Annotated in this window: 11 protein-coding genes; 7 read left to right on the top strand and 4 right to left on the bottom strand. The window is 74.9% G+C overall.

Features of this window, described 5'->3' with window-relative positions; all coding sequences use genetic code 11:
• Window positions 1-7 precede the first annotated feature (7 nt).
• Window positions 8-499 carry a PaaI family thioesterase gene (locus K7G60_RS23620; protein WP_225802934.1) on the top strand — a complete coding sequence of 164 codons (492 nt, stop codon included), beginning with the start codon at window positions 8-10 and terminating at the stop codon, window positions 497-499.
• A gap of 22 nt (window positions 500-521) precedes the next feature.
• Here the strand turns inward: K7G60_RS23620 and K7G60_RS23615 are convergent, their stop codons facing one another.
• Together K7G60_RS23615 and K7G60_RS23610 are read right to left on the bottom strand one after the other, a co-directional pair.
• Window positions 522-887, bottom strand: a complete 366-nt coding sequence (locus tag K7G60_RS23615) for a luciferase family protein (protein ID WP_225802933.1) — start codon at window positions 885-887, stop codon at window positions 522-524.
• Between the two features lie 136 nt (window positions 888-1023).
• Entirely contained in the window at window positions 1024-2259 is a 1236-nt protein-coding gene (locus K7G60_RS23610; protein ID WP_225802932.1) for a PP2C family protein-serine/threonine phosphatase, read from the bottom strand.
• A gap of 182 nt (window positions 2260-2441) precedes the next feature.
• Between K7G60_RS23610 and K7G60_RS23605 the strand changes: the two genes are divergently transcribed.
• The 4 genes from K7G60_RS23605 to K7G60_RS23590 all read left to right on the top strand — a co-directional run bounded on the left by K7G60_RS23605 (window position 2442) and on the right by K7G60_RS23590 (window position 5647).
• On the top strand, window positions 2442-3311 hold the full coding sequence (locus K7G60_RS23605) for a MoxR family ATPase (RefSeq protein WP_225802931.1): 870 nt from the start codon (window positions 2442-2444) through the stop codon (window positions 3309-3311).
• A 119-nt stretch (window positions 3312-3430) separates the two neighbouring features.
• Window positions 3431-4759, top strand: a complete 1329-nt coding sequence (locus tag K7G60_RS23600) for a VWA domain-containing protein (RefSeq protein ID WP_225802961.1) — start codon at window positions 3431-3433, stop codon at window positions 4757-4759.
• 53 nt (window positions 4760-4812) lie between these two features.
• Entirely contained in the window at window positions 4813-5013 is a 201-nt protein-coding gene (locus tag K7G60_RS23595) for a DNA-binding protein (protein WP_225802930.1), read from the top strand.
• 49 nt (window positions 5014-5062) lie between these two features.
• Window positions 5063-5647, top strand: a complete 585-nt coding sequence (locus K7G60_RS23590) for a nucleosidase (RefSeq protein ID WP_225802929.1) — start codon at window positions 5063-5065, stop codon at window positions 5645-5647.
• 18 nt (window positions 5648-5665) lie between these two features.
• Here the strand turns inward: K7G60_RS23590 and K7G60_RS23585 are convergent, their stop codons facing one another.
• Complete coding sequence (locus K7G60_RS23585) at window positions 5666-6844, bottom strand: alpha/beta hydrolase (protein WP_225802928.1); 1179 nt, start codon at window positions 6842-6844, stop codon at window positions 5666-5668.
• Window positions 6845-7451: 607 nt separating this feature from the next.
• Here K7G60_RS23585 and K7G60_RS23580 point away from each other — a divergent pair.
• Together K7G60_RS23580 and K7G60_RS23575 are read left to right on the top strand one after the other, a co-directional pair.
• Window positions 7452-8573 (top strand): LLM class flavin-dependent oxidoreductase, encoded by a 1122-nt coding sequence (locus K7G60_RS23580; protein WP_225802927.1) that lies wholly within the window; start codon window positions 7452-7454, stop codon window positions 8571-8573.
• Entirely contained in the window at window positions 8570-9934 is a 1365-nt protein-coding gene (locus K7G60_RS23575) for an NtaA/DmoA family FMN-dependent monooxygenase (protein ID WP_225802926.1), read from the top strand. Before K7G60_RS23580 ends, K7G60_RS23575 begins: the two co-directional genes overlap by 4 nt.
• 53 nt (window positions 9935-9987) lie before the next feature.
• Here the strand turns inward: K7G60_RS23575 and K7G60_RS23570 are convergent, their stop codons facing one another.
• Window positions 9988-11883: a CocE/NonD family hydrolase C-terminal non-catalytic domain-containing protein gene (locus K7G60_RS23570; protein WP_225802925.1), complete on the bottom strand. Its 1896-nt coding sequence runs from the start codon at window positions 11881-11883 to the stop codon at window positions 9988-9990.
• Window positions 11884-12037 lie beyond the last annotated feature (154 nt).

Genomic DNA, 12037 nt, shown 5'->3' with positions numbered 1-12037 from the left:
AGTGGCGATGGGGCGGTCACGCACGGTCGAGTGGGAGGACGCCGGGGTCACCGCGCGCGCCGCGATGTCGATGGCGGGCATCGACTTCCTGCGGGAGATGGTGGCGGGCCGGCTGCCCGCGCCGCCGATCGCCGCCCTGCTCGGCTTCACCCTGGAGGAGGTCGAGCCGGGGCGCGCGGTGTTCGCGCTCGAACCCGGCGAGGAGCACTACAACCCGATCGGAAGCGTGCACGGCGGGGTCTACGCGACCCTGCTCGACTCGGCCGCCGGCTGCGCGGTGCACAGCACGCTCCCGCTGGGCACGGCGTACACCTCGCTCGACCTGTCGACCCGCTTCCTCCGCCCGGTCACGATGGACACGGGCAAGATCCGGGCCGTCGGCACGGTGCTGTCGCAGGGGCGCCGCACGGCACTGGCGGAGGCTGGCCTGTACGACGCGGAGGACCGGCTCCTCGCTCACGCGACGAGCACGTGCATGCTCTTCCCGGTCCCCTCGTAGTCCTGCGGCGACTTCCGGGGGCTCAGCGGGTGCGGGGGACCGGGAGGGTGCGGGTGCAGCCGTCCGGAGCGGCGTCGGGGACGCCGTTGGCCTGGAGGGCGGCGCTCACCAGGGTGGCGAGCAGGTCGATGTCCGAGCCCATGTCCAGACGGACCGTCACCCAGCCCGATCCGGCCCGCAGCCGGACGGCGCTCGACCCCAGGAGGGCCGGGCGCAGCTTCGCGACCATGGCGCGTGTGAGGTGGACGTCCGCCTCGTGTTCACCGTGGAAGTGGACGATCTCCTGCGTCCCGGTGCCCAGTCCGAGCTCGGCGCCGCAATGGGCGCGGCCGGGGGTCAGCGAGGGCCAGCTCATCAGACGTTCACTGGCATGCCGGGCCGTGTTCATACGAGGAGCGTGCCGGGCCCCGGGGCCACGCACAAGCGTCCTGCCGCAACAATCACGCCACGGCGTGAAACAGGTAGTCGGCGGGGGTGGCGTGACCGTGCGTCACGGCTACGCGTGGGGATGAGGTGACCCTGTGTCACGGTGTGGGGCGGGCGCGGACGCGGGCGGCGAGGACGGCCACGTCGTCCTCCGCGTGATGCGCGTCGAGGCGGTGGAGCACCTCTTCGACGACCTGCTCGGGGCCGGAGCCCGCGGGGAGCCGGAGGGCGGCGAGGCGGGCGAGCGAGAGGTCGATGTCCTCCCCGCGCCGTTCGACGAGGCCGTCGGTGAAGATCAGCAGGGTCTCGCCCGGGGCGAGCGGGCGCGTGGTGGGCTCGTAGCCGCCGACGCCGGTGCCCAGCGGCGGCCCCACCGGGAGGTCGACGAGCTCGGCGGAGCCGTCCGGGCCGAACACGACGGGTGGCAGATGCCCGGCGCTGGCGAAGGTGGCGGTGCCACGGGCCGGGTCCACCCGGACGAGCAGGCAGGTGGCGGGGCGACGGGCGTCGTCCCCGGCGACCACCGAGTCGAGGTGGCGCAGCACCCGGTGCGGCGGCAGATCGGTCGCGGCGACCTCGCGGAGCGCCGTGCGGTAGGCGTTCATGTCGACGGCCGCGTCGAGCCCGTGGCCCATCACGTCGCCGACGACGAGAAGGCTGCGGCCGAAGTGGAGGCGCACGGTCTCGAACCAGTCGCCGCCCACGAGGGCGCGGGGGCCCGCCGGGAGGTAGCCGCCCGCGATCTCCAGGTTGGGGTGCGGCCGGCCCGGTTCGGCGACGAGGGCGCGCTGGAGGTGGAGCGCGGTGTCCTCGGTGGCGACGAGGCGGCGGGCATGACCGAGGTGCCGTGCGGCCAGCCGGGCCGCGTGCCGGAGGACCGCGAACTCGTCGGCGGAGAAACCGGGCCCGTGACGCGTGACGATCACGGTCCCGAAGGGCTCCTCGTCGTGGACGGCGAGGGGTACGGCGAGACCGGGGGCGTCCGGGGGCCCGGCGGAAGCTGCGGAGACGGCCCGCTCCTCGGGAGAAGCCCCGAAGGCCGCCGGGCCGGGGGCGGAAGCTTCGGAGGCGGACGGGCCCGTGGCGGAAGGCCGGGACGCGGCCGGGATGCCGGTGGGAGATCCGGGGCCCTGCGGGTCGGCCGACGCCGCGTGCCGGGGCCGGCCTCCCGGTTCGTCGAGCAGGTCGACCGTGACGGAGCCGTGGAGGTGGCGGGCGAGGAAGGACGCCAGTTCGCGGCAGGTGGTCGTCTCGTCGAGCGTCGTGCCGATCTCGCCGATCGCCTGCTCCAGGGCCCGTGCCCTGGTGAGGAGGGCCTCGTCCCGTTCCGTCACGACACCTCCACCGCCGTGCGGGCCTCCGGGTGGCACACCCGGTCCCCCCATTGCACCAGTGCCCGCCGCCCCGCGCTCGGCACGGAGCTCGCGCGGGACGGTTGTGCGGTGGTGCCCGATCTGATCAAGTACAGCTGAGGCTACTGGCCAGTAAGAGATTCCGCTTCCCCGGGGGGACAGCCATGACGACCGGATTCTTCACCTCCGTCGACGACGTCGCCGAACGGCTCGCCACGACCGGCTACCTGGCGTCGCCGGCCGTCGCCACCACCGTCTTCCTCGCCGACCGGCTGGGCAAGCCGCTGCTCGTCGAGGGCCCGGCCGGCGTCGGCAAGACGCAGCTCGCCAAGGCCGTCACCGAGGTCACGGGGGCACGTCTGGTCAGACTGCAGTGCTACGAGGGCGTGGACGAGTCCCGCGCGCTCTACGAGTGGAACCACGCCAAGCAGCTGCTGCGCATCACGGCCGGGCGGGGCGAGTCCTGGGACGAGGCGCGGACGGACATCTTCGGCGAGGAGTTCCTGCTCCCCCGGCCGCTGCTCACCGCGATCCGGTCCGAGGAGCCGACGGTGCTGCTGATCGACGAGACCGACAAGGCCGACGTCGAGGTGGAGGGGCTGCTCCTGGAGGTCCTCAGCGACTTCCAGGTGACCGTGCCCGAGCTCGGCACGATCAAGGCGACGCGGCGGCCGTTCACCGTGCTCACCTCGAACGCGAGCCGCGAGCTGTCCGAGGCCCTGCGCCGGCGCTGCCTCTTCCTGCACATCGGCTTCCCCGAGGAGGAGCTGGAGCGCAGGATCGTGACCCTCAAGGTCCCCGGCCTCGACGCCGGACTCGCCGCGTCCGTCGTACGGGTCGTGGGGGCGTTGCGGGCGATGGACCTGCGGAAGGTGCCGTCCGTGTCGGAGACGATCGACTGGGCCCGCACGCTGCTCGCGCTCGGTGCGGACCGGCTGGACGAACGGGTCGTCCGGGAGACCCTCGGCGTCCTCCTCAAGCACCAGGAAGACATCGCGAAGGCGGCGGCCAAGCTCGACCTGGACACGGTGTGAGCCCGGCGGACGGGGACCGACCGGCGGACGCCGCCGGGGTCGCGGCGAGCCCGGCCGGCACGGACCGTCCGGCGGACGCCGCCGGGGTCGCGGCGCGGCTCACCGGGCTCGTCGCGGCGCTGCGCGCGCACGGATTCGGGATCGGGACCGGGGAGACCGTGGACGCGGGGCTGGCCCTCGAAGCCGTCGGCTTCACCGACCGGGAGCGGGTCCGGGAGGCGCTGGCGGCGACGCTGCTCCACGGAGAGGGCCGACGGAGGGTGTTCGACCAGGTCTTCGACCTGTACTTCCCGCTCGGCACCGCTCCCGGACCGGCCGAGGCGTACGGGGACACGCCCGCGGACCTCGCCGCCCTGCGCGACCGGCTCGCGGAGGCCCTCGCCGCCGGAGACGGCGCCGCGCTCGACCGGCTGGCCGCCGAGGCGGTGGGCGGGTTCGGCGGCTACGGCTCCGGTCCGGAGTCGGACGGCTGGTCCTCGTACCAGACGCTCTCCCGGCTGCGCCCCGAGACGCTGCTCGCCCGGGTGCGCGAGCGGCTGCGTGCGACGGCAGCGGCCGAGGGTCCCGAGTTCACCGAGCGGCTGCTCGACGACGAGATCCGGCGGCGCGTCGAGGCCTTCCGGGAGCGCGTGCGGACCGAGGCCCGGCGGCGCGTCGCCGAGCGGCAGGGCCGTGACCGGGTCGCGCGGCGGGCGGTGGCGGGGACGGCGGACGGCGTGGACTTCCTGCTGGCGGGGCGGGCGCAGCTGGACGAGCTGCGGCGTACGGTACGGCCGCTGGCGCGGAAGCTGGCCACCCGGCTCGCGGCGCGGCGGCGCCGGGCGGCGCGCGGGGAGATCGATCTGCGGCGGACCCTGCGCGGCTCGCTGTCGACCGGGGGCGTGCCGGTGCGTCCGGTCCTGCGACGGCGCCGTCCCCGGCGCCCCGAACTGGTCCTGCTCTGCGACGTGTCGGGTTCGGTGGCCGGTTTCGCGCAGTTCACGATGCTGCTCGTGCAGGCCTTGCACGACCAGTTCAGCCGGGTGCGGGTCTTCGCCTTCGTCAACCGGGTGGACGAGGTGACCGGGCTGATCGCGCGGGGCGCGGCCGACCCGGCGGGGCTCGGCGACCGCATCCTCGCGGAGGCGGAGCTCACGGGGTGGCACGGGCAGAGCGACTACGGGACGGCGCTCGGGGAGTTCGCCGAGCGGTACGCGCAGGCGATCGGCCCGCGCACGGTCGTCTTCGTCCTCGGCGACGCCCGCACCAACGGTGCCGACCCGAACCTCGCGGCGCTGCGTCTCATCGCGGACCGCGCGCGCCGGGTCCACTGGCTCAACCCCGAACAGCCCTCGCTCTGGGGTACGGGCGACTCGGTGGCCCCGGCCTACGCCGAGCTCGTGGAGATGCGCCCGTGCCGCAACGCCCGTCAGCTGGGGGAACTGATCGGCCGACTGCTCCCGGTGTGAGCGGCCCGCGCCGTTCGCCGGCCTCCGGCTCCCCCGCGTGGCACGACCGGTCCATGGCCGAGGCGTCCGACCGGCCCGAGACGGACCTCCCGCGCGGGATCGGCGCGCCCGCAACCCACGCGCCCGCCGCGGCCGGGTGCACCCGGCTCGACGGCGTGCCCGCGGCCGAGCTCGCCGCTCTGGGCGGCGTGGGGCCGAAGGCCCTGCGCGTGCTGAGCGAGGCGCCCGCGGAACAGGGCTCTTCCCCGGGCTGAGGCCCGCCCGGTTGTACGACGGGCGGGCCCTCGAACTAGCGTGGGCCCCATGGAACTCTTGGGAGAGATCACGGCCGACCGCCCCCTGCTCGTCCTCGCCGTCAAGGAGGAGGCGCAGTTCCTCGACACGGAGCTGCCCGTCCTGCTCACCGGCATGGGCAAGGTGAACGCGGCGACCGCGCTCGCGACCGTCCTCGGCCGGGGCCCGCGGCCGTCCGGGATCGTGAACCTCGGGACGGCCGGGGCCCTGCGGCCGGGCTGGACCGGGACGCACGTCGTCGGCACGGTGGTGCAGCACGACCTCGACGGCGAGCTGCTCGCCACGCTGACCGGCGAGACGTACGGCGCTCCGCTGACGCTGCCGGACGGCGGTGACGTGGTCCTGGCCACCGGCGACACGTTCGTCTCGGACGAGGCGGCCCGCGCCCGGCTCGCCGAGCGGGCGCCGCTGGTCGACATGGAGGGGTACGCGCTGGCCTCGGCGGCTGAGCTCGCCGGGGTGCCGCTGCGCATCGTGAAGCACGTCAGCGACGAGGCCGGCGAGGGTGCCGCGCGCACCTGGCGGGAATCGGTCGCCGAGTGCGCGCGGGCGCTGGCCGACTGGGCGGAGGCGAACACCCCGTACCGCTCCTGACTCCTGGCCGGCAGCGGCTCAGCGGTGCTGGAAGTGGACCTCCGGATTCGCGGGCGTCGGGCCGTCGAGGACCGGGCGCGGGAGCCCGCGCAGGTGCTGGTCGAAGAAGGCCGCGACGTAGGTCCGGGTGACGGCGACGGCCCGGTCGGCGGGAAGTTCCGGTTGGGGCAGGCCGAAGTGGCCTTGGATCACGGGGCCGTCGGAGAAGGTGAAGTGCTCGGATCCGGCGACCGTGATCCAGCGCTTCCAGCCGTCGAGCGCGGTCCACGCCCGGTCCCAGCTGGCGTCCTGCCCGCCGGGCAGGTGCATGCTGTCGTGCGTCCCGAGCATCATGAACGGGCGGCCCCGCAGGCCCTCCGCGGGGAGCTCCTCCCAGAAGGAGCCGTCCATGTTGATCCCGGCGTCGATGCGCGGATCGGCCACCATCGCGGAGGCCGCGCTCGCCCCGCCGATGGAGTGCCCGGCCATGCCGACGCGGCGCGCGTCGATCGCGTCGGCGTACCGCCAGACGGGCTTCGGCCCGGTCAGCCGGTCCAGGACGTACCGCATGTCGGCGGCGCGCGTGGAGGTGACGACACTGCCGTGCACCCCGCCCTCGTCGAGGGCCGTGCAGGCGACGCAGGTGAGGGTGCGGCCGCCGGGAAGGCTGGTCCCGAACGACTCGTAGGCGTGGTCGACGGAGGCCACGACGTAACCCCGCGAGGCGAGGTCCTCGGCGAGATGGGTGAGCGTCCAGCGGGAGACGCTGAAGCCCGGCGAGAGCAGCACCAGGGGGTGCCGTCCGGGCGCGGGCCGGGCGTCGGTCCTGCCGTGGGTGCGCGTGCGGGCGAGCACGTCGCCGGAGACGCCGGGCCCGAGCTGCTCGGCGAGCAGCCGCGCCTCCTCCCGTGTGGCGTACGGGGCGGGGCGGCCGCCACCGGGACGGGCGGCCGGGTAGTGCAGCGTGACCATGAGCGCACGGCCGTCGGCGGTGGGCACCCAGGGGTCGGTACGGGAGCGGTCGACGAGCGGCAGGACCGTGCTGCCGACTGAGTACGGTCCGGTGGGCGCCGGCAGCGTGGCGGCCCGGGCCGCCGGTGCCGTACCGGCGACGGCCGGAGCGCCGGTTGCCGGTACGGCCGCCGTGGCGATGCCGGCCGGTAAGGCGAGGGAGCAGACGAGAACGGCGGCCGCGGCCGCCCTGGTGAATCGGATCATGGGGGCACGCTAGGCGCCGGCGCCGGGCCCGCGCGTCCGTCCACGGGCCGACCTTCCGTCAGCCCGGGGTCTGACACGGGATCCGGCCCGAGGGGGAGCGTGAGGACGGAGCGGGACCAGGACGGGTGTCCGGCGGACTACGGGACGGGACCGGCGGGATCCGGGACGGGACCGGCGGGCTGCCGGTCCCGCTTCCCTCCCACCTGTCCCGACACGACCCGCTCCCCCTGTCCCGCTCCCAACTCCCCTCCTCCTCCGGCGCCCTGACGTCCCGGCGGTCGGAACGGTCTTGACAGTGCGGAAGGCGGCCTGCCTATGGTGAGGCGTCCCCGTCCGCACACCTGGACGGGACCGGAACCGGGGGGAGGCGCACGTGTCGGCAGTGGTCGCCGTGGCACATGTCCCCGCCCGTTCGCGTGCCCGTCTGGTCTGCCGCCGGCACGTCGACTTCTGCCGTACCTCCTCGGCCATCTGTCCTTCCCCTCGCGCCTGACCCCGCCCCGCGTGGGTCCGCGCGTCCCGTGACGTCCCGTCGCCCGGCCCCGTGCAGCCGTGCCCCGCGCCGCTGCCGTGCCGTCGCGCGTCCCTGTCGTTCGGAAGGACTCCCATGCCCCGCCCTGCCCTGCACCTGGCCGTCGAGATCGACGGCGACGGTGCCCATCCCGCCGCGTGGCGCCGCGCCGCCCACTCCCCCGGCGAGCTGCTGACCCCGCGTCGGCTCGCCCGGGTCGCGGCCGTCGCCGAGAACGCCGGGTTCACCCTGGTCACCCTGGAGGACTCGATCCTGCCGCCCGGTTCCGGGAACGGCTCCGGTCCCGTCGGCCGGATCGGCGCGGTGGAGCGGGCCGCGTTCGTGGCCGCTTCGACGAGCGTCCTCGGCGTGGCGCCGGTCGTGGCGACCACGTACGCCGAGCCGTTCCACGTCTCCTCGCAGCTCGCCTCGCTCGACCACGTCTCGGCCGGCCGGGCCGGCTGGGTGGTGGGGGTCGAGGAGGATCCGGCCGCCGCGCGCGCCTGGGGACGGCCGGTCGTCGAGGGGGCCGATGCCCTCGCCCGGGAGGCGCACGACGGTCTCCGCGTCGTACGGGACCTGTGGGACTCGTGGGAGGACGACGCGGTGATCCGATCGGTGGCCACCAGCCGCTACCTGGACCGGTCGCGGCTCCACGCCATCGACTTCACGGGGGAGACGTACTCCGTGAAGGGGCCGTCGATCGTGCCGCGCCCGCCACAGGGCCGCCCCGTGGTCCTCTCCCGGCCGGGTCTCGTCCCGGCCGGTCTCACCGATGTGGCCCTCGTCGGCGGGCCGACGCCGGCCGGGGCGGGCGAGGCGGCCACCGCCGCGGGCGCGCCGCTCGCCTTCGCCGAGCTGGAGGTCGCCCTCGACACCCCGGGCGAGACGGCCCGGGAGCGGATCGCCGACCTGGAACGGTACTCCCCGTGGGAGGGCGGCCCGGACCGGCTGCGGTACACCGGTCCCGCGGCCGGTCTCGTGGACCTCCTCGCGGAGCTGGGCGGTCATGTCGACGGGGTGCGGCTGCGGCCGCTCGTCCTCGACGAGGACCTGGCGGTGCTCTCCCGCCTCGTCCTGCCCGAGCTGTTCGCGCGGCGGATCGCCGCCCGCCCGCTGCCGGGCACCACCCTGCGCACCTCTCTGGGCCTACCCCGGCCCCTCAGCCGCTTCACGACCGACGGCGCCGCCGCGCCCGTCCGGGAGGAGACCCGATGACCCGCGCCGATGCGAACGACGTCCCGCGCCCGGACGCCCGGCTGCACTTCGGGGTGTTCTTCCAGGGCGTCAACCACTGGACGATCTGGTCGGACCCGTCCAGCGGCTCCCAGATCGATCCGGCGTCCTTCCTGCGGGTGGCCAGGACCGCCGAGCGCGGACTCTTCGACGCGTTCTTCCTCGGGGACGGGCTGCGGCTGCGCGAGTCGGAGGGCGGCATCCACGAGCTGGACGTCGCCGGCCGCCCGGACTCGATCACCCAGCTTTCGGCGCTCGCCGCCGCCACCGAACGGATCGGTCTGGTCGCCACGTCCAACACCACCTTCAACGAGCCCGGCGACCTCGCCCGGCGGCTCGCGGGACTCGACCTGCTCTCCGGCGGCCGGGCCGGCTGGAACGTGGTGACCACCCACAACGCCTGGACCGGCGAGAACTTCCGGCGGGGCGGCTTCCTCGACCACGCCGACCGCTACCGGCGCGCCGAGGAGTTCCTCTCCGTCGCGCGCGCCGTGTGGAACGGCTGGGCGGAGGGCGCGGTCGCCGCTTCCGCCGGGGCCCGGACCTGGTCGGTGCCGGGTGCGGTGGGTCGCGTACGGTCGCGGACCGACCACTTCGACGTCGATCTGGCACCGACGCTGCCGCGCAGCGCGCAGGGGCATCCGGTGATCTTCCAGGCGGGCGATTCCGGCGAGGGGCGGGACTTCGCGGCTCGCAACGCGGACGTGATCTTCTCCGCGCACGGTACGGACTTCGACGACGCGCTGGCCTTCGCCGAGGACGTCCGGGGCCGGCTGCGGGCGGCCGGGCGGCCCGAGGACGCCCTGCGGATCCTGCCGGGGACGGAGATCGTCATCGGGGCCACCGAGAAGGAGGCGGAGGAGAAGGCCCGCTGGGTCCGCCTCGAACAGGTCACGCCCGCCGTCGCGCTGGGCATCGCGAGCCGGCTGTGGGGCTTCGACCTGTCCGGGCGGGACGCGGACGGGCCGCTGCCGGCCGAGGATCCGGTGGTCGCCGAGTACGACGGGAAGTTCGGCACCCGTCAGCTGGGCGAGACCTTGGACACGGTGGCCGAGTGGCGGGCGAAGGCCGACGCCAACGGCTGGTCGCTGCGCGAGACGGTCATCGAGCTCGGTCCGCAGCGCGGTCACGTCGGCACCCCGGCCGGGCTCGCGGAGAAGTTCGCCCGGTTCGCCCGGTACGGAGCCGTCGACGGATTCAACATCTCGCCGTACCTGGTGCCGGACGGACTCGACGACGTCGTCGACCTGCTCGTGCCGGAGCTCCAGGAGCGGGGCGTGTACCGCACGGCGTACACGGGGACGACGCTGCGGGAGCATCTGGGGCTCGCGCCGGCGGTGTGACACCGCGCCGCGGGTGCCCGAGGAACCGGGCACCCGCGGCGCGGCCTCCGGTCTCAGCCCAGCGGCAGTTCGAGGAAGGCCGGCGCGCCCTCCGGGGAGCTGAGGACCGTCTGCGTCCAGGTCACGGAGGCGTCCCCGTACAGCGGGTCCTTGCTGTCGAGGACCAGCATCAGACGGTGTCCCGGGGGGATGTCGTACGCGGCGGCCTGGAGCCGCCAGGTCACGGTGCGCTCCTGGTCGGGCGTCAGCCCGTGGACGTTGAGCGGCTCGTGGGTGATGATCCGGGCCGTGCCGTCCTCGGCGACGTCGAAGAGACGGGCGACGAGACCGGCGGAGCCGGCCGTGGAGCGGACCGTGAGGCGCAGCCGCGGGGCGCCCCGGACGCGGCGGCCGGCCGCGCCCCCGCCGGCCAGGGGGGCGAGCGGTGTGGTGGTCCAGACGACGGCGTGCCTGCGGTCGATCTTGCGGGTGTCGTAGGTCCTGGGGTTGCCGGCGCGTTCCGCCTGGCCGGTCCCCATGGGGCCGTCCATGACGGTGGCCTCGGTCTCCACGCCCGCGAGGAACGCGCGGCGCCAGCCGGTGACCTCCGCGGGAGTCGTCGTCTCGCCGGCGGGGAGGAGCCGGCCGTCGGTGCCGCCCGCGCCGTCGCCGGTGAGGCCGAAGACCTCGACGCCGGTGGTGACCCGGCCCCAGTCGGCGCGGCTCTCCCGGGAGGCCTCTTCGACGATGCGGTTCTCGCCGGTCGGCTCGCCGGTGCCGGGGTCGAGGACGGGTTCGGTGACGTACGTGAACATCACCTGGCCGCAGACCTGTTCCCAGTGTTCCACCCCGTTGCGCTCGCCCTTGAGATGGTGGTCGAGCCAGGCGTACGCCTCGGCCAGGGGGAGGTTCTCCTCGTCGGGCTCCGTGCCGACGAGTCCGGGGCCCTCGGGGGCGGAGTGGTCGCCGATCCAGAGGTTGAGCCGTTTGGGGACCCGGAGGCCGTCGAAGGTCTCCAGGAGCTGGTTGACGGCGAAGAGGCCCTCGTGCCAGGTGTTCGAGAAGAAGGTGGGGGTCTCGTTCTCGTTGGTGAGGTGGAGGTACGACTCGGGGGCGCGCAGCCGGCCCCACTCGACGAACCGGTCGAGGTTCCGGCCGGCGAGGAAGTCGGCCAGGACCTCCTGGTTCGCCTTGTCGAACTTGGTCTCCACCGGGCCGCCGGTGAGCGCGAGGAGGGCCTTCACGGCCGCGAGGTGGCGGGTGCCGTGGTCGTGGAGGCTGGTGGCGAGGTTCCCCCAGGTGCTGAGGGCGACGACGGCGGTGACCCGGTCGTCGTGGGCGGCGACGAGCTGGCTGATGCCGGAGCCGTAGGACTCGCCGAGGAAGCCGATCGCGCTCGGGGCGAGGTAGTCGGTCGCGAAGTCGATGACGGCGGAGCCGTCGGCCCAGTCGTGGGGCCCCGCGACGTCGACGAAGCCTTCGGAGGTGGAGGGCAGTCCGGGGGTGCCGAGGCCGCGGGGCGTGTAGGCGAGGACGTGGTGGCCCCTGCGGGCGAGGTCGAGGTAGGACCAGAGGAACAGCGGCCAGCCGAAGGGGGTCCAGCCGGCCGGGACGACGACGAGCGGGTGGGGGCCGGGGGCCGACTGCCGGAGGCTGAGGGCGGAGAGGCGGATGCCGTCCGTGGCCTCGATGCGGTGGTACGCGGGCAGGGCGAGGTCCCGTACCTCCTCGACGCGCGCGGCGAGTCCGTCGGGGAGCGGGGCCTCGGGGCCGTCGCCGCCTCCGTTCAGGAGGGCGGTGGCGAGGGTGCGGCCGAGACGGACGACGTCGGGGTCGACGGTGCCGTCGGCGGTCCAGAGGCCGCGGCCGGTGATGCGGGAGGCCTCGGCGGCGGTGAGGCCCGTCGTGATGCCCGGGAAGCCGGGGAATTCTTCGGACGTTCCGTTGGCGAAGGGGTTGTCCTGGGGCACGGGCACCCGTTTCCTCTCCACTGGGGCTGCTGGCGGTCCGCTCTGCGGACGGTCGCAAGCCTCACGTACCGGGAACGGAGCGACCAGAGCGCACGAACGGCGCACGGGACGCGCAACCGGGTGGCAACGGCACAAGCCGCCCCGAGCACGGTGT

Origin of the sequence: Streptomyces sp. NK15101, assembly GCF_020400725.1 — a bacterium.
Classification (GTDB): Bacteria; Actinomycetota; Actinomycetes; order Streptomycetales; family Streptomycetaceae; genus Streptomyces.
The sequence above is the reverse complement of the archived record's forward strand: the minus strand, read 5'-3'. Positions and strand labels throughout refer to the sequence as shown.

Coding starts and splice junctions, on each gene's coding strand:
- K7G60_RS23575 (WP_225802926.1), top strand. CDS start 8,570: ATGACCCGCGCCGATGCGAACGACGTCCCGCGCCCGGACGCCCGGCTG.
- K7G60_RS23605 (WP_225802931.1), top strand. CDS start 2,442: ATGACGACCGGATTCTTCACCTCCGTCGACGACGTCGCCGAACGGCTC.
- K7G60_RS23585 (WP_225802928.1), bottom strand. CDS start 6,844: ATGATCCGATTCACCAGGGCGGCCGCGGCCGCCGTTCTCGTCTGCTCC.
- K7G60_RS23620 (WP_225802934.1), top strand. CDS start 8: ATGGGGCGGTCACGCACGGTCGAGTGGGAGGACGCCGGGGTCACCGCG.
- K7G60_RS23590 (WP_225802929.1), top strand. CDS start 5,063: ATGGAACTCTTGGGAGAGATCACGGCCGACCGCCCCCTGCTCGTCCTC.
- K7G60_RS23595 (WP_225802930.1), top strand. CDS start 4,813: ATGGCCGAGGCGTCCGACCGGCCCGAGACGGACCTCCCGCGCGGGATC.
- K7G60_RS23615 (WP_225802933.1), bottom strand. CDS start 887: ATGAACACGGCCCGGCATGCCAGTGAACGTCTGATGAGCTGGCCCTCG.
- K7G60_RS23580 (WP_225802927.1), top strand. CDS start 7,452: ATGCCCCGCCCTGCCCTGCACCTGGCCGTCGAGATCGACGGCGACGGT.